17 protein-coding genes are annotated in these 18,772 nt (G+C 70.6%); 4 read left to right on the top strand and 13 right to left on the bottom strand.

The features are described from left to right. Window positions 1-33 precede the first annotated feature (33 nt). The 8 genes from G515_RS0113770 to G515_RS0113735 form a co-directional block, all read right to left on the bottom strand. Complete coding sequence (locus tag G515_RS0113770; RefSeq protein ID WP_028660603.1) at window positions 34-1,326, bottom strand: RNA polymerase sigma factor; 1,293 nt, start codon at window positions 1,324-1,326, stop codon at window positions 34-36. Window positions 1,327-1,348: 22 nt separating this feature from the next. Continuing rightward, the gene (locus G515_RS0113765) at window positions 1,349-1,723 is read right to left on the bottom strand and encodes a YciI family protein (RefSeq protein ID WP_028660602.1); all 375 of its coding nucleotides are present in this window, start codon (window positions 1,721-1,723) and stop codon (window positions 1,349-1,351) included. Window positions 1,724-1,997: 274 nt separating this feature from the next. After that, on the bottom strand, window positions 1,998-3,191 hold the full coding sequence (gene tuf, locus G515_RS0113760) for an elongation factor Tu (protein ID WP_028660601.1): 1,194 nt from the start codon (window positions 3,189-3,191) through the stop codon (window positions 1,998-2,000). A gap of 87 nt (window positions 3,192-3,278) precedes the next feature. Next, window positions 3,279-5,393, bottom strand: a complete 2,115-nt coding sequence (gene fusA, locus G515_RS0113755) for an elongation factor G (protein WP_028660600.1) — start codon at window positions 5,391-5,393, stop codon at window positions 3,279-3,281. Between the two features lie 86 nt (window positions 5,394-5,479). Continuing rightward, on the bottom strand, window positions 5,480-5,950 hold the full coding sequence (gene rpsG, locus G515_RS0113750; protein ID WP_028660599.1) for a 30S ribosomal protein S7: 471 nt from the start codon (window positions 5,948-5,950) through the stop codon (window positions 5,480-5,482). Then, window positions 5,950-6,321: a 30S ribosomal protein S12 gene (gene rpsL, locus G515_RS0113745; RefSeq protein WP_028660598.1), complete on the bottom strand. Its 372-nt coding sequence runs from the start codon at window positions 6,319-6,321 to the stop codon at window positions 5,950-5,952. Before rpsL ends, rpsG begins: the two co-directional genes overlap by 1 nt. A gap of 325 nt (window positions 6,322-6,646) precedes the next feature. Next, entirely contained in the window at window positions 6,647-7,900 is a 1,254-nt protein-coding gene (locus tag G515_RS0113740; RefSeq protein WP_028660597.1) for an MFS transporter, read from the bottom strand. Beyond that, complete coding sequence (locus tag G515_RS0113735; protein ID WP_028660596.1) at window positions 7,897-8,322, bottom strand: MarR family winged helix-turn-helix transcriptional regulator; 426 nt, start codon at window positions 8,320-8,322, stop codon at window positions 7,897-7,899. Before G515_RS0113735 ends, G515_RS0113740 begins: the two co-directional genes overlap by 4 nt. 118 nt (window positions 8,323-8,440) lie before the next feature. Here G515_RS0113735 and G515_RS0113730 point away from each other — a divergent pair, with 118 nt between their 5' ends. Beyond that, window positions 8,441-8,725, top strand: coding sequence for a DUF2530 domain-containing protein (locus tag G515_RS0113730; protein WP_245565402.1), 285 nt, complete (start codon window positions 8,441-8,443; stop codon window positions 8,723-8,725). A gap of 29 nt (window positions 8,726-8,754) precedes the next feature. On the opposite strand, the gene G515_RS0113725 is transcribed toward G515_RS0113730, so the two are convergent. Beyond that, the gene (locus tag G515_RS0113725) at window positions 8,755-9,528 is read right to left on the bottom strand and encodes a DUF3027 domain-containing protein (protein WP_245565401.1); all 774 of its coding nucleotides are present in this window, start codon (window positions 9,526-9,528) and stop codon (window positions 8,755-8,757) included. Between the two features lie 94 nt (window positions 9,529-9,622). Between G515_RS0113725 and G515_RS21465 the strand changes: the two genes are divergently transcribed. After that, on the top strand, window positions 9,623-11,272 hold the full coding sequence (locus tag G515_RS21465; RefSeq protein ID WP_157571108.1) for an MFS transporter: 1,650 nt from the start codon (window positions 9,623-9,625) through the stop codon (window positions 11,270-11,272). A 174-nt stretch (window positions 11,273-11,446) separates the two neighbouring features. Here G515_RS21465 and G515_RS0113715 read toward each other — a convergent pair whose 3' ends face one another. Together G515_RS0113715 and G515_RS0113710 are read right to left on the bottom strand one after the other, a co-directional pair. Further along, window positions 11,447-11,845 carry a cold-shock protein gene (locus tag G515_RS0113715; protein WP_028660593.1) on the bottom strand — a complete coding sequence of 133 codons (399 nt, stop codon included), beginning with the start codon at window positions 11,843-11,845 and terminating at the stop codon, window positions 11,447-11,449. Between the two features lie 202 nt (window positions 11,846-12,047). Beyond that, window positions 12,048-12,788 (bottom strand): M50 family metallopeptidase, encoded by a 741-nt coding sequence (locus G515_RS0113710; protein ID WP_157571107.1) that lies wholly within the window; start codon window positions 12,786-12,788, stop codon window positions 12,048-12,050. 181 nt (window positions 12,789-12,969) lie between these two features. On the opposite strand from G515_RS0113710, the gene G515_RS0113705 reads away from it, so the two are divergent. Then, the gene (locus G515_RS0113705) at window positions 12,970-15,084 is read left to right on the top strand and encodes a S8 family serine peptidase (protein WP_028660591.1); all 2,115 of its coding nucleotides are present in this window, start codon (window positions 12,970-12,972) and stop codon (window positions 15,082-15,084) included. A gap of 68 nt (window positions 15,085-15,152) precedes the next feature. Beyond that, entirely contained in the window at window positions 15,153-15,875 is a 723-nt protein-coding gene (gene lepB / locus G515_RS21460; protein ID WP_051218380.1) for a signal peptidase I, read from the top strand. 14 nt (window positions 15,876-15,889) lie between these two features. Here the strand turns inward: lepB and G515_RS0113695 are convergent, their stop codons facing one another. Next, window positions 15,890-17,257, bottom strand: a complete 1,368-nt coding sequence (locus tag G515_RS0113695; protein ID WP_245565400.1) for an MDR family MFS transporter — start codon at window positions 17,255-17,257, stop codon at window positions 15,890-15,892. Between the two features lie 214 nt (window positions 17,258-17,471). Continuing rightward, complete coding sequence (locus G515_RS0113690) at window positions 17,472-18,767, bottom strand: RDD family protein (RefSeq protein ID WP_028660589.1); 1,296 nt, start codon at window positions 18,765-18,767, stop codon at window positions 17,472-17,474. Window positions 18,768-18,772 lie beyond the last annotated feature (5 nt).

Raw genomic sequence — 18,772 nt, 5'->3', positions numbered from 1 at the left:
GCACCCCGCATGCGGGCCGCTCGGCGTTCAGGCTCACCCATGCTCCGAGGCGCGTGCCAGGTTCAGTTCGGCCCGACCGCGCAGGACCGCGCGCTCGCTCTGGTTCCGGGTGCGCGCCGCCGCCTCGGTGAAGGCCCCGGCCGCTTCCCGGTGCCGTCCCGCCCGCTCGAGCAGATCGCCTCGCACGCTGGGCAGCAACGGAGAGTCGGCCAGCGCGCCCCCGGCCAGCGTCGCCAGCACGGCAAGACCTGAGTCCGGGCCGAAGGCGCGTCCGTGCGCCACCGCACGGTTCACCTCCACGACCGGCCCTGGCGCGGCCCGGGCCAGTACGTCGTACAGCGCCGCGATCTGACGCCAGTCCGTGTCCTCGGCACGCTCGGCGCGCGCATGCTGAGCCGCGATCGAGGCCTGGAGGAAGTACTTCCCGACCGGTGTCCCGCGAGTGGCGAGCCGTTCGGCCCGCCGTAGTGCCGCCGTCCCGCTGCGGATCAGAGACCGGTCCCAGCGCGATCGGTCCTGGGCCTCCAGCAGGACCGGCGCACCGCGCTCGTCGACGCGGGCGGACAGCCGCGACCCCTGGAGCGCCACCAATGCCTCCAGCCCGAGCACCTCCGGCTCCTCCGGGGTCAGGTCCGAGAGCATCCCAGCGAGCCGGATCGCCTCCGCGGCGAGTTCTGGCCGCGTCCACTCCTCCCCCGCGGTGGCGGCGTAGCCCTCGTTGAAGATCAGGTAGATGACCGCCATGACATCGTCCAGGCGGCTGTCCCGCTGCGCCGCGGTGGGCAACTCGAACTCGGCGTGCGCCTCGGACAGGGTGCGTTTGGCTCGCGAGATCCGCTGGCCCATCGCGGCCTCGGTGGTGAGGAATCCGCGCGCGATCTCGCGGGTGGTCAGTCCTCCCACCAGGCGTAGGGTCAGGGCGGCTCGGGAGTCGGGGGACAGCGCAGGGTGGCAGGACAAGAAGATCAGTCGCAGGACGTCGTCCTCGACGTGGTCGACCTGATCGTCCAGATCGGGCATCTGCGCCTCCTGTCCCCGGCGCGCATGCGCGACCTCGGCGAGCTTGCCTCGGAGATTGTCGGCCCGTCGGAAGTGGTCGATGCCGCGCCGCTTCGCGGTGGTCATCAGCCAGGCCGCCGGGTTGTGCGGGACGCCGGTCGCGGGCCACTGCTCGAGGGCGGCCACCAGGGCGTCCTGGGCCAGGTCCTCGGCCAGTTCCAGGTCACCGGTCATCCGGGTGAGTGCGCCGACGAGGCGGGCCGACTCGGCCCGCCACGCGGCGAGGACGACCTCGCTCGGGTCCTCGGCGCTGATCCCTTCCGGCACCCGGCCAGCGTAGTGATTCCGCTCAGTCGCCCGGCTCCTCCGGCGCCTCCGAGATCTGCCTCAGGGTCGCGATCACAGTCGCCTCAGGCCAGTGCTTGGCATGCAGTTCGGCGAACTCGCGCTGGTCGGCCACGGCCTCCTCGACGGTGTCGTAGTTCATGATGGCCCAGCCACCGACGACCTCCTTGGCCTCGGCGTAGGGTCCGTCGACCCGGCTGACCTCGCCCTGTCGAACGACGAAGTTCACGGCGTCCTCGGTGCCGTACAGGCCGCCGCCGTCGAGGAACACACCCTTCGCAGCCCGCTCACCGATATGTGCCTCCATCGCATCGAACATCGCCTGCGGCGGCGTGCCGATGCCTTCCGCCATCCTCACGAATCCCATGAAACGGGGCATCTCGATCACTCCTCGTGGTTTGTTGGTGGACCTGCTCTCCAACATGCGTCGAACGGCGACGGCGTTCTTCGACAATCGACGTTGGCACTTTTCCGCTGGCGTGCACAGCCGCACGGAATGCTCCGGCGCCGTTGTCGGGCGACAACCGGCCCTGCACGCAGCGGGGGTCAGGCCCGAGGGTCCCGCTGTGGAGGCGTGCCGGCCGGGAAATGCGAAAGGGCGCCCCCACCGAAGTGGGAGCGCCCTTCACAGTGCGGACGGTGTCCGCGTCAGATCACTTGACGACCTTGGTGATCCGGCCGGCGCCGACGGTGCGGCCACCCTCACGGATCGCGAACTTGTCGCCCTCTTCCATGGCGACAGGCTGGATGAGCTCGGCGCTCATCTCGGTGTTGTCACCCGGCATGACCATCTCGGTGCCCTCGGGAAGGGTCACGACGCCGGTCACGTCCGTGGTACGGAAGTAGAACTGCGGACGGTAGTTGTTGAAGAACGGCGTGTGGCGGCCGCCCTCCTCCTTGCTCAGGATGTAGACCGAGGCCTCGAAGTTCGTGTGCGGGGTGGTGGTCCCCGGCTTGATCACGACCATGCCGCGCTCGACGTCCTCGCGCTTGGTACCGCGCAGGAGCAGACCGACGTTCTCACCGGCCTGGCCCTCGTCGAGGAGCTTGCGGAACATCTCGACACCGGTGACGGTGGTCTTCTGCGAGGCCTCGCGGATGCCGATGATCTCGACCTCCTCGCCGACCTTGACGATGCCGCGCTCGATACGACCGGTGATCACGGTGCCACGACCGGTGATGGTGAAGACGTCCTCGACAGGCATGAGGAACGGCTTCTCGGTGTCACGGGCCGGGGTCGGGATGTAGTCGTCGACCGTGCTCATCAGCTCGGCGACCGAGTCGACCCACTTCTGCTCGCCCTGGAGGGCGGGGAAGGCGGCCACGCGAACGACGGGGATGTCGTCGCCCGGGAAGTCGTACTCGCTGAGGAGCTCGCGCACCTCCATCTCGACGAGCTCGATGAGCTCCTCGTCGTCGACCATGTCGCACTTGTTGAGCGCGACCACCAGGGCGGGGACGCCGACCTGGCGGGCGAGCAGCACGTGCTCACGGGTCTGCGGCATCGGGCCGTCGGTGGCGGCAACCACCAGGATGGCACCGTCCATCTGCGCCGCACCGGTGATCATGTTCTTCACGTAGTCGGCGTGACCGGGGCAGTCGACGTGGGCGTAGTGACGCGCCTCGGTCTGGTACTCGATGTGCGCGATCGAGATGGTGATGCCGCGCTGACGCTCTTCGGGCGCCTTGTCGATGGAGTCGAAGGGCGACTCCTCGTTGAGGTCGGGGTGCTTGTCGTGCAGCACCTTCGAGATCGCCGCGGTGAGGGTCGTCTTACCGTGGTCGATGTGACCGATGGTGCCGATGTTCACGTGCGGCTTGGTCCGCTCGAACTTCGCCTTAGCCACTGTGGGCTCCTCCTGGTGTGTTTTTCTTGACTGACTCGTACTGAGTGGGTGGTGCCGAGGGCACGCTGCGCCGGATCCCCGAAGGGGTCACTCGCCGCGGGCCTTCTTGATGATCTCGTCGGCGATGTTCTGCGGAACCTCGGCGTACGAGTCGAACTCCATCGAGTACGAGGCCTGACCCGAGGTCTTGGACCGCAGGTCGCCAACGTACCCGAACATCTCTGACAGCGGCACAAGGGCCTCGACGACCATGTCGCCGTGCCGCTCCTCCTGCGCCTGGACCTGGCCACGACGGCTGTTGATGTCGCCGATGACGGTGCCGAGGAACGACTCCGGGGTCGTGACCTCGACGGCGAACATCGGCTCCAGCAGCACCGGCTTGGCCTGGCGGACGGCCTCCTTGAAGGCCTGGTTGCCGGCGATCTTGAAGGCGAGTTCGGAGGAGTCGACGTCGTGGTAGGCGCCGTCCTCCAGAGCGACCTTCACGTCCACCATGGGGTAGCCGGCGAGGATGCCGAACTCCATGGCGTCCTGGGCGCCCTGGTCGACCGAGGGGATGTACTCCTTCGGCACGCGACCACCGGTCACGTTGTTGACGAACTCGTAGCCCGCTCCGGTGCCGGTCTCCTCGTCGATGCTGGGCTCGACGGAGATGACGACCTTCGCGAACTGGCCCGAACCACCGGTCTGCTTCTTGTGCGTGTAGCTGTGGTTCGCCACCTTGCGGCGGATGGTCTCGCGGTAGGCCACCTGCGGCTTGCCGACGGTCGCCTCGACCTTGAACTCACGCTTCATCCGGTCGACGAAGACCTCGAGGTGGAGCTCGCCCATACCCGCGATGATGGTCTGGCCGGTCTGCTCGTCGGTCTTGACGGTGAAGGTCGGGTCCTCCTCGGTCAGGCGCTGGATCGCCGTACCGAGCTTCTGCTGGTCGCCCTTGGTCTTCGGCTCGATGGCGACCTCGATCACCGGAGCCGGGAAGGTCATCGACTCCAGCACGACCGGGTTGGCCGGGTCGCACAGGGTGTGACCGGTCTTGGTGTCCTTCAGACCCATGACCGCGACGATCTGGCCCGCACCCACCGACGCGATCTCCTCGCGCTTGTTGGAGTGCATCTGGTAGATCTTGCCGATCCGCTCCTTGCGGCCGTTGATCGGGTTGACCACGGTCGCACCCGCCTCGACCTTGCCGGAGTAGACGCGCAGGTAGAACAGCTTGCCCAGGTGCGGGTCGGAGGCGATCTTGAAGACCAGACCGGAGAACGGCTCGGTCTCCGAAGGCTTGCGCGCGACCTCGACCTCCTCGTCCTTCACGTCGTGGCCGACGATCGACTCGACGTCGATGGGCGAGGGCAGGTAGGCGACGATCGCGTCGAGCAGGGGCTGGACGCCCTTGTTCTTGAACGCGGTGCCGGTGAGGATCGGGTTGAGCTTGTCCGCGAGGGTCGCGCGACGGATGGCGGCCTTCAGGGTGGGCACGTCGAAGACGTCGCCCTCCTCGAGGTAGACCTCCATGATCGCGTCGTCGGCCTCGGCGAGGGTCTCGACGAGCTTCTCGCGCCACTCGGCGGCCTGCTCGACCATGTCGGCGGGGATCTCCTCGACGACGTAGTCCTCGCCCTGCTGGGTCTCCCCGCGCCAGAGCTTGGCGTTCATCTCGACGAGGTCGACGACGCCGATGAAGTCGGACTCGGCACCGATCGGCAGCTGCAGGACCAGCGGGGTGGCGTGCAGCTTGTCGACGATCGAGTCGACGCACTTGTAGAAGTCGGCACCGGTGCGGTCCAGCTTGTTGACGAAGCACATCCGCGGAACGGCGTACTTGTTCGCCTGGCGCCACACGGTCTGCGACTGCGGCTCGACACCGGCCACACCGTCGAAGACGGCGACGGCACCGTCCAGGACGCGCAGCGAACGCTCCACCTCGACGGTGAAGTCGACGTGCCCCGGGGTGTCGATGATGTTGATCTGGTGGTCCTTCCACCAGCAGGTCGTCGCGGCGGACGTGATCGTGATGCCGCGCTCCTGCTCCTGCTCCATCCAGTCCATCGTGGCTGCGCCCTCGTGGACCTCACCGATCTTGTACGAGATACCGGTGTAGAACAGGATGCGCTCGGTGGTGGTGGTCTTACCGGCATCGATGTGCGCCATGATGCCGATGTTGCGGACCACGTTGAGGTCCGTGGTGATGTCGACGGCCACTGTCTTCAGCGTTCCTTAGGTGTCGGTGGTAAGCGGGTGGGGCAGGACGGCCGCCGACCTGTGGGCCGGGACCGTCCCGCCGTAGGTCACCAGCGGTAGTGCGCGAAGGCCTTGTTGGACTCGGCCATCTTGTGAGTGTCCTCGCGCTTCTTCACCGCGGCACCGAGGCCGTTGCTGGCGTCGAGGATCTCGTTCATCAGACGCTCGGCCATCGTCTTCTCACGACGGACCTTCGCGTAGCCGACCAGCCAGCGCAGCGCCAGGGTGGTACCCCGGGTGCCCTTGACCTCGATCGGAACCTGGTAGGTCGCACCACCGACGCGTCGGGACTTGACCTCGATCGCGGGCTTGACGTTGTCCATCGCACGCTTGAGCGTCACGACGGGGTCGGTGCCGGTCTTCTCACGGCAGCCCTCGAGAGCGGTGTAGACGATGCGCTGGGCGGTCTGCTTCTTACCGTCCTGGAGCACCTTGGAGACAAGCTGGGTGACCAGCTGCGACCCGTAGACGGGGTCGACGTCGATCGGCCGCTTGGGGGCCGGACCCTTGCGCGGCATTACTTCTCCTTCTTGGCGCCGTAGCGGCTGCGAGCCTGCTTGCGGTTCTTGACACCCTGGGTGTCGAGGGTGCCGCGGATGATCTTGTAACGGACACCGGGGAGGTCCTTCACACGACCGCCGCGGACGAGCACGATGGAGTGCTCCTGGAGGTTGTGGCCCACGCCGGGGATGTAAGCGGTGACCTCGACGCCGCTGCTCAGGCGCACACGGGCGACCTTGCGGAGGGCGGAGTTCGGCTTCTTGGGCGTGGTGGTGTAGACGCGGGTGCAGACGCCTCGGCGCTGCGGCGATCCCTTCAGGGCAGGCGTCTTGTTCTTCGACACCTTGTCCTGGCGGCCCTTACGGACCAGCTGCTGGATAGTGGGCACCTGGTGGTTCCCCTTCTTCTCTGCTCTCACGACGCGACGATCTGCCGCGAAGGATTGTTCTGCCATCACTGGCTTCGGTGACCGTCTCCGGCCCTGCCATCTCTGGCGTCGTGTCCGGGTGGTGCGCTACCAACCGGTGTCGTCCGCCCCCCGAGGTCGGGCGTGTCGCCCAGCCTGGTCGGTCCCGGCGCTGAGCAAGCCGGCGGGAACCGGGGCGTGCCTACCCGTCGCCCGCGGCCTTGGCCGACGAACAGTTTCCGAGCACGCGCAACGGCCTGGTTGTCCCAGACACGCACGAAAGTGTACGGAGTGGTCGTGAGCAGGGTCAAAATGCTGCGCGCGCGGCCTTGCGCACGTCCGCAAAGGACCGCTGCTGGAGGCGCGCGAGCAGGGCCACCGCGACGAGGGTGCCGAGGATGACGAGGGCTCCACCGAGGATCAGCGTCCAGCGGGCGCCGAAGGACTCACCGATCCAGCCGATGATCGGCGCCCCGAGCGGCGTACCGCCCATGACCACGGTCATGTAGATCGCCATCACCCGCCCGCGCAGGGCCGGGTCGCTCCCCAGCTGCATGGTGGCGTTGGCCGAGTTGAGCAGGGTCAGGGTGCTGAACCCGATCACCGGCGTGAACAGCGCGAAGAGGAGGTAGCTCGGCAGCACGCCGGCGATGATCTCGGCCGCCCCGAAGGCCAGCCCCGCGCCGACGATGAGTTTGAAGGGCACCGAGACCCGGCGGGCGGCCATCAGCGCTCCGGCCAGTGAGCCGATCGCCACGGTCGAGCCGAGCAGGCCGAACTCCCCCGCGCCCTTGCCGAACTCCTGGGTGGCCATCAGCGCGGAGGTCACCTGGAAGTTCATGCCGAAGGTGCCGGCGAAGAAGACGATCACCAGGACCGCCAGAAGCTTGGGCTGGCCGCGCAGGTAGCGCACCCCCTCACGGAGCTGCCCCTTGCCGCGGATCACCAGTTCCGGAGAGTGCAGCAGGGAGATGTTCATCCGCTGGAGCTGGATGATCACCGCGAGATAGGACAGGGCGTTGAGCAGGATCACCCAGCCGGTCGCCTCCGCGGTGTCGCCGAGCAGACCGATGAGCAGCCCGGCGATGGCCGGGCCCAGCAGGCGCGCGGTGTTGAAGGACGCGGAGTTGAGCCCGACCGCGTTGGTCAGGTCGTCGGGCCCCACCATCTCGGAGACGAAGGACTGCCGGGTCGGTGCGTCGAAGGCCGACCCGATCCCGAAGAGGAACGCCAGCACGTAGACCATCCAGATCTCGGCGAATCCCAGCACCGCGATCACACCGAGCACCAGGGACACCAGGCCCATGAAGCCCTGCGCATACTGCAGCAGCCGACGCTTGGGCATCCGGTCTGCGATCAGGCCGGCGTACGGGCTGAGGAGGAGGACCGGCAGGAACTGGAGTCCGGTGGTGATGCCGAGCGCCGTACCGCCCCCACCGAGGCTGAGCACGAGCCAGTCCTGGGCGATGCGCATCATCCAGGTGCCGATGTTCGACACCACACTCCCGGCCAGGTAGAGCCGGTAGTTGGGATTGCGCAGCGCTCGGAACGTGGGGCTCAAGCTGTGGCCAGTCCTTCCAGGATGGGGGCCGCCTCGTCGAGGACGGCGCGTTCGTCGGGGGTGAGATCGGCCAACCGGCGGGCCAGCCATTCGGTACGCCGATCGCGGTCGGCGGCCAGGCGCGTCCGCCCGTCCTCGGTGATCGAGACGACCACCTGACGGCGGTCGCTCTCCCCCTGGCGGCGGGCGACCAGGCCGTCGCGCTCGAGGCAGGTGACCGTCCGGGTCATGCTGGGCGGCTGGACCCGCTCGGCCGCGGCGAGCTGACCCACGGTCTGCTCCCCCCGGCGGTGCAGGAGACCGAGCACCGTCATCGCCGGGATGGAGAGCTCACTGTCGGTCTCCTGCACCAGCCGGCGGCGCAGGCGCATGATCGCCGCCCGCAGATGGGCGGCGAGCTCGTCGTCGGCGTACTCAGGCATGGTGCTTAGCCTAAGTCATTACTTCAGCTAAGTATTCCTGTGTTCTCAGACACCGACCCGAACCCACACCTCGCTGCCGAGTCGGCCGGGGCACCGCCCCCGGGTTACCGTGGTCGGCGTGGAGGAGCACGACCAGTTGCACGAGCGTCATCTCATCGCCGACGTCGAACCGCTCGACGTCGACGGCGTACGCACCGTGGCGGTCGGCACCGGTCTGTGGCTGGTCGCCTTCCTCGGCCTGCTCCCCTTCTACGGACGGCTCGTCGACGCCGACCGCGGCTGGGTGCTGTGGACCTGCCTGGCCGGATTCGGCCTGGGGCTGTGCGGGTGGGAGTACTGCCGTCGCCGGCGCGAACGCCGTAGCCAGCCGCAGCCCGGCGCCCCGGCACCCGAGCAGGGCTGAGCGCCGACCGAGGCAGGGCCCGACTCAGGTCAGACCGAGTCGATCTCGTCCTGCGTGACGGTGTCGAAGACCATCTCCGGCGGCGGGAGCGGCCGGTGCTTCTTGGCCAGCCGCACCTCGGAGTGCGCACCGCAGCCGTGATCGAGGCTGACCACGCGAGCGTCGTCGTTGGCGTCGCCGTTCGCACACACCCCGAAGGTCTCGGAGAGCGGGCCGCTCAGGCGGACGAGGAACCCGCACGACCAGCACCGGTCGGGCGCGGCCTGGGCGATCTTGGCCTCCGGGCCGGACTCCCCGGCGTACCACCGCTGATGGGCTGCGTCGCGGCCCTCGGGGCTGAGCGTGCGCACCCGACCCAGGTACAGCTCCTGGGCCACCGCACGGATCTGCGCCTTCTCGTCGGTGTCCAGAGCGTCGTCGCCGAAGGAGTACGTCGGCACCAGCCGCGGGTCGTCGTCGGCCACCGGCAGCAGGTCACCCGGAGACAGGTCGCCGGGGAGCAGCCGCTCGCGGTAAGGCACCCATGACGGCGCCACCACCGCGTCGCCGCTGGGCATGAGGACGACCTCGTCGACGGTGATCCGGTCGCTGCCCGGCGCGAGCGCGACGGTGACCGACCAGCGCCACCCGACATACCCCGACAGGGTGCAGGCGAAGTGATGGGTCACCGCATGGCCGTCCTCGACCTCGTGACCGAGGTGCTCGCCCACCGAGGCGGCGTCGGTCTCCTCCAGCAGCGCGCTGCGGGCCGCGGAGATCACGGCGTCCGCCGATGGCTCCAGCTCCGTCACGATGGTGGTCACGGAAGAAATCATCACCCATGACCCCGTCCCGTGTCAGGCCGGGGTCACCGGTGGGCCTGCGTCGCCGCCTCCGGTGACCGGGCAGGATGGGTGCATGGAGTCCGAGGAACGCAGGGGCGGAGGCGTGCGCAGGGGCCTGTCCTCGGCGTACCACGGGCTGGGTCGGGCGGGCCGCTACACCGTCTCCTCGGCCCGCCGCGCGGCGGACGCCCAGGGCGCCGACGCCTCCGGCCTCAACCGGCTCTTCCACCTCCATACCGCCAACACGGCCGGGGATGCTGCCGTGGCCATCGCACTGGCCGGCTCACTCTTCTTCCAGGTGCCGACCGACGGGTCGAGTTCCCGTGAGAACGTCGCGCTCTTCCTCGGCCTGACGATGTTGCCGTTCGCGATCGTCGCGCCCCTGATCGGCCCGTTCCTCGACCGGTTCGCCCACGGTCGGCGCTGGGCGATCGGCACCACCATGGCGGTGCGGGCGTTCCTGTGCTGGGTGCTCGCCGGGGCCCTGGCCGACGACTCGGCGGCCGTCTTCCCCGCCGCGCTGGGCGTGCTCGTCGCATCCAAGGCGTACGGCGTGACCCGGGCCGCCGCCGTACCCCGGCTACTCCCGGAGAGCCTGACCCTGGTCAAGACGAACGGCCGGGTGTCGATGTCCGGCACCGTGGGTGTCGTGGTCTCGGCTCCGATCGCGGGACTCGCCTCCCTGGCCGGCTCGGACTGGGTGCTGCGCTGGGCCTTCGTGCTCTTCGTGGTCGCGACGGTGCTCGCGATCCGACTTCCCGGACAGGTCGACTCAGCCGCGGGAGAGGGTTCGCTGACCTGGCGGGGGCGACCCGGCCTGACCCGGCGCGAGGGACGCCTTCAGATGCGGATGCCGCCGACCGTCGCGTTCGCCCTGTGGGCCAACTGCGGTCCACGGTGGTTCTCCGGTTTCCTGCTGATGTTCATGGCGTTCCTGTTGCAGGCGCACCCGATCGACGGCTGGAGCGCGACCCTGCTGCTCGCCGTGGTGGCGGGTGCCGCCGGCGCCGGCAACTTCATCGGCGTGGTCGCGGCCTCGCTGCTGCGGCGGATCAACCCGGCCATCACCGTGACGGCGGTGCTGGTCGCCGATGTGGTCGCAGCCACGGTCGGTGCCCTCTTCTACGGCGTACTCACGCTCACGCTGGTGGCACTGATGGCCGGGCTCGGGCAGTCGCTGGCGAAGTTCTCCCTCGACGCCACCATCCAGGCGGCCGTGCCGGAGAAGATCCGGGCCAGCGCCTTCGCCCGCAGCGACACCACCCTGCAGCTGGCCTGGGTCATCGGCGGCTTCGTCGGCATCGCGCTGCCGTTGCACCCTCGCCTCGGGCTCGGGATCGCGGCCGTGGTGCTCGTGGCGTGGGCCGGTTACGTCCTGGTCGCCAAGCGCCCCTCAGCGCCCGAGGACGCCGAGGCCACCACGGCAGCGGGCGCCCCCGGCCCGGCCGGTGACGGTGCTGCCGAGGGGTCCGAGGACGCCGCCGGTACGGCCGGAGCCCACGCCGATCCCGTCGGCGCAGGCTCGGGTTCTGCCGGAATCACGCGCGATCACGTCGGGCGCGGCACCGCGGAAGCGGCCGACGACGGTGCTGCGGCGGCGGACGCCGCGGAGGCTCCGGATGGCACGGACACCACCGCCCCGGACCGAGTGTCCGCCGAGCCGCCGCCCACCGCACCGATCGGGCACGACCGGCCGGCGTCGTACGGTCCCGACCTCGGCTGAATCCGCCAGCCCGCGCGGCAGCGGGGCGAGAACCGCCGTGCCACGCTCCTGTCTTCCGGCGCGGCGGTGCAGACCCGCTCGCGCCGAAAAGCCCGCGCGGCAGCGGGGCGAGAACCGCCGTGCCACGCTCCTGTCTTCCGGCGCGACGGTGCAGACCCGCTCGCGCCGAAAAGCTCAGAGCTCGAACTCGTCGGCGAGCTTGCGCAGCGCCGGGCCGACCCTCTTCGCGAACTGGCGATCGGGGTGGCGGCCCTGCTCGTAGCCGTCGCGAATGGTCTCCAGCAGCTTGATTACGTCTTCGACGATCGGCACCATCTCCTCGGGCTTGCGGCGCTGCACCGCGGCCCGATTGCGGGCCACCGAGGCCGGTGCGTCGAGGAGTCGCACCTGCAGCGCCTGCTCACCACGCCGGCCCTGCGCGATGCCGAACTCGACGCGTGTGCCGGGACGGATGGTCTTCGCGGTGCCCGCCGGCAGCGCATCGCCGTGCACGTAGACGTCGGGTCCGTCGTCCTGTGTCAGGAATCCGAAACCCTTCTCGGCGTCGAACCACTTCACCTTGCCAGTGGGCACGGCCCCTACCTCTTCTCGTCCAGCTCGCACGGTCGGCCCCGACGGTGCCGCCGGGGTGGGCCAAGCGTAGTGCCGCCCTCCTGAGACCGGCCACCGACATCTGGTCTCGGCCTCGACACACGTCCCGAGCATGTCGAGGGCGACCGTTCGGCCCGCCCGGGACCTGTGCCACGCACCGGGGATCGTCGTGGCGGCGGTGTCCTCAGCCGACGAGTTCGGGAAGCAGGGTGGTGACGCCGACCGCGAGGCCGGCCAGGTTCGCGATCAGGAGCACGACGATCCACAGCACTGCGGGCACCCGGGTGAGCCGGGCGAGGTGGTCGGGGTCGGAGCCGCGCCGCCCGTTCCTGCCGGCGCGGAGCAACTCGAGGAGGGGGCGCGGTGCGGCGAGCAGGAGCACCCAGGTGACCAGGTACGCCGCGACCACGAGCAGATCGACGGGTGCGAACCAGCTCGCCACCCCGAGCACCGCGACCGCACCGAGCACCACCGCCAGTCCGTACAGATTGCGGATCCAGACGACCAGCACGATCAGGACCAGCACCAGCAGCCACAGCAGCCCCAGCGCCCGGCCGGCGACCAGCAGGAGCGCCGCGATCAGACCGAGCAGTGCGGGCGCCAGGTAGCCGGCGGCGTACATCACCACGACACCGGGCCCGGTCGGTCTACCGCGACTGACCGTGACGCCGGAGGTGTCCGAGTGCAGCCGGATGCCGGCGAGTCGGCGACCCACCAGCACCGCTACGAGTGCATGCCCGGCCTCGTGCACGATGGTGATGGCCAGGCGCACGCGGGGCCAGGTCGCCGGCAGGCCGACCAGTGCGAGCGCCACCATCGCTGTCGCCAGGACGATCCACGGACCCGGCAATGGCTGCTGGCTGAGGGCGCGGTCGCCCAGGTGCTCGAACGCGGGACCGGCCACGGACCACGGTTCGAACGGCATGGTGGGGAGCGTAGGCCGTGCCCTGGAAGGCACCGGAAATCGCGGAACTCGGCGGTGGCACGGACAGCGCTCGGCACCCGCCCGTCGTCCACAGGCCGAGGCGGGCACCCTGGCGGGGAGGGCGTCAATGGCACACAATGGTCCACGCTCTCCCCCACAATGCGAGCACCCGAGGTCCCCCATGCTCTCCCCCCGCCAGACACCGCGACCGCACGCGCCCCGCCGCGGTGCGACCGCCGTCGTCCTCGCCGTGATCACGCTGTTGGCCGCGCTCGCCGCGCCGGCAGGCGCATCGTCGGCGTACGACCGGCCCAGTGGTGACGGGATCTACCTGGTGACCCTCACCGGACCCGGCACCGCCGGGGGCGCCGACCCCCGGACCATCGCGAGTGCCCAGGAGGGTGTCCTGCGCCGAGCCGAGGTGTCGGCTGCTCCCCTCTACACCTGGCGGACCGCACTGTCCGGCTTCGCAGCCCGCCTGAGCGCCGAGCAGGCCGCGACGATCGCTGCCGACCCGGCGGTGCGCATGGTGGAGGCCAACGCCGTGCGCCGTACGTCGGGGCGGGAGGCTGGCCTGACCCGCGACACGGCCGTGACCGGCCGGCTCCGCGGGGGCGCCGGGATCGTGATCGGCGTGGTCGACACCGGCATCGACCCGAGCGCCGCCGGCCTCTCGGCCGTGCCCGGGCTGGGCGAGCAGCCGGCGGACTTCAACGGCGAGTGCGTCGCCGGCGAGCGGATGAGTTCCTGTGACGGCAAGATCGTGGGGGCCCGCTGGTTCGTCGATGGGTTCGGAGAGGACCGGCTGGCCAGCCGCGCGACGCTCTCCGCCCGCGACGACGACGGTCACGGCACCGCGATGGCCTCGATCGCGGCCGGCAACCCCGGCGTGAGCGTCTCGGTGCCCGGCACGGGCACCGGCACCCACAGCGGCCAGGCGCCGCAGGCGCGACTGGCTGCCTACAAGGCCTGCTGGACCGCACCCGACCCAGCCGATGACGGTTGTGCCACCGCCGATCTGGTGAGCGCGATCGACGCCGCCACCGCGGACGGCGTCGACGTCCTCAACCTCTCCGTCGCCGGCCCAGGCGACCTCGACACGGTCGAGACCGCCCTCCTCGGCGCGCGCGAGGCAGGGGTGATCACCGTGGCGGCCGCCGGAACGGGGGCGGGCGGCCCCTCGGCCCATCCGAGCCCGTGGGTGCTCTCGGTCGGTGCGACGGCCGGCGCCCAGCCGCGCGGCGAGGTCCGCGCCGACGGACTCTCCCTCATGGGTGCGATGGCCGCCGACAGCCGGGTCCACGAGGCGCCGGTCGTGCTCGGCTCGCAGGCGGCCGCCCCGGGCCGGCCCCCTGCTGCCGCGCGACACTGCTCCCCCGGCAGCCTGGACGCCGCCCGGGTCGCCGACCGGATCGTCGTGTGCGAGCGCGGCGGAGGAGTCGGGCGCACCGACAAGTCCGCGACCGTCGCCCGGGCCGACGGTGTCGGCATGATCCTGGTCAACGCCGACCGCGAGCCAGTCGTCGCCGACTTCCACGCGGTGCCTACCGTGCACCTGGACCGCGCCGCGGCCAACACCCTGCTGGGCAGGCTTCGGGGCCGGCCGGACACCCGTGTCTCGCTCCTCCCCAGGGCCTCGGCGAGGCCCGATCACCCGCTCGGCACCTCCCGCGCCGGTGACCCGCGGGGCGCGGTGATCAAGCCCGACCTGGTCGCCCCCGGCGCCGGCGTGCTGGCCGCCGTGCCTGCCGCGACGGGGCGCTGGGCGCTGGTCGGCGGTACCTCCGCGGCCACCGCGATCACCAGCGGCACCGCCGCCGTACTCCTCGCCCGCACCGGCTGGTCCCCTGACCTGATGACCTCCGCACTGATCACCACGGCCGGCCACGTCTCCGGCCCGGTGCTCCGCACCGGCGGTGGCACGGCTCGGTTGCGCGCGGCCCAGCGGCCGGGGCTCGTCTTCCCGGTGTCCGACCGCGACCTCAGGGCCTGGTTCGAGGGCCGACTCCGCGGGCCGCTCAACACCCCCTCGGTCCAACTCGACACCTCGGTCGACCGGACGGCGCGGACCGTCACCAACACCACTCGGAGGGCGCGCTACTTCTCGGTGCGGGTGCGCGGCATCCAGCACCACGACGTGCGGGTGCGGCCGGCGGCGCTCCGGCTCGCGCCCGGGGAGAGCGGCCGATTCACTGTGGCCGTCGCCGGGGAGAGCCCCCGGCGCGACGACGGCCGGATCGTGTGGCGCGGCTCGACCGGCACCGTCACGAAGATCCCGATCGTGATCTCCCGCTGATCACCCCGGCACTATCCGGCCGACCCGAATCGGCCGGCGCGTTGGCCCTGCCTGGATAGGGTCACGACGTGAGCAAGCCAGCACGCAGCGCCGCGTCCCTCGTCCAGGAGGTCGTGTTGCTGCTGGTGCTCGCGGTCGGCCTCGCCCTGGGCATCAAGACCTTCGTCGTGCAGGCCTTCTACATCCCTTCCGGGTCGATGGAGCCCGGACTCAGCATCGACGACCGGATCCTCGTGGAGAAGGTCAGTTCGTGGTTCGGTGGCGAACCCGAGCGCGGCGACGTCGTCGTCTTCGACGATCCCGGCGGCTGGCTCGACGAGAGCGAGAGCGCCGGCCCCTCCGGCCCGGTCGCCTCCACCCTCGCCGCCCTGGGCCTCTACCCCACCGGCGGCCACCTCGTGAAGCGGGTCATCGGAGTCGGCGGCGACACCGTCTCGTGCTGCGATGCCCGCGGTCGGCTCAGCGTCAACGGCCACCCCCTGGACGAGGACGACTTCATCGATCCCCAGTCCGTGTGCGACGGCCCCATGGCCGGGTGCCGACGGGGCTGGAGCGCCACCGTGCCCGAAGGCAGACTCTTCGTGATGGGCGACAACCGGGATGAGTCCGCGGACTCGTCCTACCACCTGTGCAGCCGACCGCTGCGCGAGTGCGACCCTGCGTCGGCGTACGTACCCACCGACGAGGTGGTGGGCCGGGTCTTCGCGGTGGTGTGGCCGCTGGATCATGCGACCGTCGAGCGACGGCCAGACACCTTCGACGACGTGCCGGAGCCTGCCGAGACCGATTGACCCCAGAGCCTCGGTCACACGGTGGTGACGGCATCGCGTCGGCTGGGCAGCAGGAACGCCAGTCCGACCGCGACCAGGCTGAGCCCGGTCGCCCACCAGAACGCCCGGTCGAAGCCTGCCGCGACCGAGGAGGGGTCGGTCGGATCCACGATCGTCGCGGTCAGCACCATCGCGAGCAGCGCGGTGCCGAAGGATCCGCCGAGCTGCTGGGTGATGCGGGTGAAGATGCTGGCGTCCGGCATCTCCTGACGCTCCAGACCGACGTACGCCACGGTCATCAGCGAGGTCATCGCCAGGCCCACCCCCATCCCACGCACCAGCAGTGCCAGCATCAACCACCAATACGCGCTCTCCGCCCCGGAGAAGGCGAACGGCAGCGTGCCCAGGGTGATCACCGCGAATCCGGTCACTGCGACCGGGCGAGCACCCAGCGTGTCGGTGAATCGGCCGCCGAGAGATCTGGCCAGCAGCGTGCCCACGCCCTGCGGGATGAGGATCAGCCCAGCCGTGAGAGCGTCTTCGCCGCGCAGGGCCTGGAAGTAGAGGGGCAACAAGAACATGGCGCCGAACAGGGCGAGGCCGGCCAGGCTCATCAACAGCGACGCCATCGCCAGGGGGCGGTGGCGCAGCAGTCGCAGATCGAGCAGGGCATGGGGGCCCCGTCGCAGGGCCCATCCGATGAAGGCGGCCACCAGGGCAAGACCGAACAGGATCGGCAACCACACGTCGAGATACCCGACCCCGCCGTGCTCGCCGATCCGGGAGAGGCCGTAGATGACCCCGACGACGCCCGGCGAGAGCAGCAGGAGCCCGACGACATCCAGCTTCCGGGTCGGATGGTGACCGGAAGGCCGGTCGTCCGGGACGATCCGCCAGGCCAGGAAGATCCCGATCAGGCAGACCGGCACGTTGACCAGGAACAGCCAGTGCCAGGTCAGCTGGCTGAGGATCAGACCGCCCAGCACCGGTCCCAGGATCGGGCCGAGCGCCGCCGGCAACCCGGCCACCGCCATCAGGCGACCCAGCGCCTGTCCGCGCGAGGCCTGCATGATCAGGGTGATCATCAACGGGGTCATGACGCCACCGGCGAGCCCCTGCAGGACCCGGAAGGCGATCAGGCTCTCGGCGTTCCACGCGAAAGCGCACAGCGCCGACCCCACCAGGAACCCCGCCTGCGCGGCGATCCAGAGCCGTTTGCCCCCCACCCGCTCCTGGAGCCATCCGGTCGCGGGGATGGCGATGAACATCGCCAGCAGGTAACCGGTGCTCACCCATTGGATGGTGCTGAGCGAGGCGTTGAGTTCGTCGGCGAGGTCGTTGAGCGCAACGTTGACGATGGTGGTGTCGAAGATGACCGCGACGCCGCCGGTGATGATCGCCATCGCGATCCTCACGACCTGGGGGTCGAGACGCGACGAGTCCGGAGCTGAGCTGGAGGGCGGTGTCGCCATGGGTCTCCTCAGCGCTCGGAGCTTCCTCGCCCCTGCATCGTAGGGACTTTCCGGTCGCCAGGCCTTCAGGCGGGGCCGGATCGATGGAGCCGCGGCGCGGCGTCCGAGGGCCCTCGGCGCCTCGGGACGCCCGTCCCGGGACGGGTCAGGCCCTCGCGACCGTCATCTCGCGGTCACCGAACCTGACCCGGTCGCCCTCGCGCAGGGTGGCCGGCTTGCGTGCGCCCAGGGCCCGGCTCACGCCGGCCCGGATCAGGACCGACCCGTTGGTCGATCCGCGGTCCATCACCACCAGGGCTCCGTCGGGGGCCACCTGGAACTGGGCGTGGGTCTTGGACAGCGACATGTCGCTGGAGGGCAGCGCGACCAGGTGTGCCACCGGTTCGCCGGCCCGGGCCTCGGGTTTGCGGCCCACCAGGGCCAGGCCTTCGACCACGAAGGACTCTCCGGTGTCGAAGCTGACCTGCCACCGGACGTTGGCCATCGGCGGAGGTGTCTGATGACGCCCGGCCGCCGGGGCCTGGTGTACGGCGGGCGGTGGGTTGCGGGTGGCGGCGTGGCTGGAGAGGTGCGCTCCCGGAGCCGGACGGCCCGGCTGAGCCTGCTGGCTCGGCGCCTGGGCGGCGGCGCTCGGTGCCGGGTTCCGGACCGGGACCTGCGGGGCCGGAGCTGGCGCCGGAGCCGGGGCCGGAGCCGGTGGCGGCGTCACGGCCGGCGGCTCCGGTGAGTACGCCGCCGGGCGGGCGGGTTGCGGTGCCTCGGGTTCCGCCGAGAGCCAGGGCGTGGGTACGTCGTACCCCGGGGCAGGCGCGGGCGCCGACGCGAACGGCGGCACGGGGTCCTGGGCGGGGGCCGCGGCCGGGGGCCCGACGGCCGGTGCCTCAGGTGCGGCGGGCTCGGGCGTGGGTGGGACCGGCATCAGCCGCATCGCAGTGAGGTTGACGATCCGGCGGGGGGCGGGAGCCTCGTCGACGTCGGCGACCTCCGGCGGCCGGACATCGACCACCGCCGAGTGGCTGACCAGGTCGTGCCACCCGCGACGGAGACCAGAGCGGTCCATCACGGCGGTCCAGGCCAGCATGCCGATGCCCAGCCCGAACACGGGCAGACTGGCGATGCCGAGGATCAGCTGACGCAGCAGGGCACGGCCCACGCCGAGCGGGCCGCCGGTCTCGCGGCGTACGACCCGCAGTCCGAGCGCGGCCTTGCCGGGCGAAACGCCGGCGAGGCCGACCATCATGGCCCACAGCAGCGAGACCACGACCACCACCGCCAGCACGATCAGTACGGTGGTGAGGACCTCACCGCTGACCAGCCAGCCGCTGACGCCGGCCGCGATGAAGAGCGACCAGGCGATCAGCCGATCGATGACGAAGGCGTAGAAGCGGCGGTCCAGACCGGCTGCGACCGCGTTCTCCTGCGGGGTTTCTGGCACAGACATCTGCC

This window comes from Nocardioides insulae DSM 17944, assembly GCF_000422825.1.
GTDB classification, from domain to species: domain Bacteria; phylum Actinomycetota; class Actinomycetes; order Propionibacteriales; family Nocardioidaceae; genus Nocardioides; species Nocardioides insulae.
This window is presented reverse-complemented; position numbering and strand designations above follow the sequence as displayed.

Coding starts and splice junctions, on each gene's coding strand:
- G515_RS0113765 (WP_028660602.1), bottom strand. CDS start 1,723: ATGCCCCGTTTCATGGGATTCGTGAGGATGGCGGAAGGCATCGGCACG.
- rpsG (WP_028660599.1), bottom strand. CDS start 5,950: ATGCCGCGCAAGGGTCCGGCCCCCAAGCGGCCGATCGACGTCGACCCC.
- G515_RS0113735 (WP_028660596.1), bottom strand. CDS start 8,322: ATGCCTGAGTACGCCGACGACGAGCTCGCCGCCCATCTGCGGGCGGCG.
- G515_RS21465 (WP_157571108.1), top strand. CDS start 9,623: ATGGAGTCCGAGGAACGCAGGGGCGGAGGCGTGCGCAGGGGCCTGTCC.
- G515_RS0113710 (WP_157571107.1), bottom strand. CDS start 12,788: ATGCCGTTCGAACCGTGGTCCGTGGCCGGTCCCGCGTTCGAGCACCTG.
- G515_RS0113705 (WP_028660591.1), top strand. CDS start 12,970: ATGCTCTCCCCCCGCCAGACACCGCGACCGCACGCGCCCCGCCGCGGT.
- G515_RS0113695 (WP_245565400.1), bottom strand. CDS start 17,257: ATGGCGATCATCACCGGCGGCGTCGCGGTCATCTTCGACACCACCATC.
- G515_RS0113690 (WP_028660589.1), bottom strand. CDS start 18,767: ATGTCTGTGCCAGAAACCCCGCAGGAGAACGCGGTCGCAGCCGGTCTG.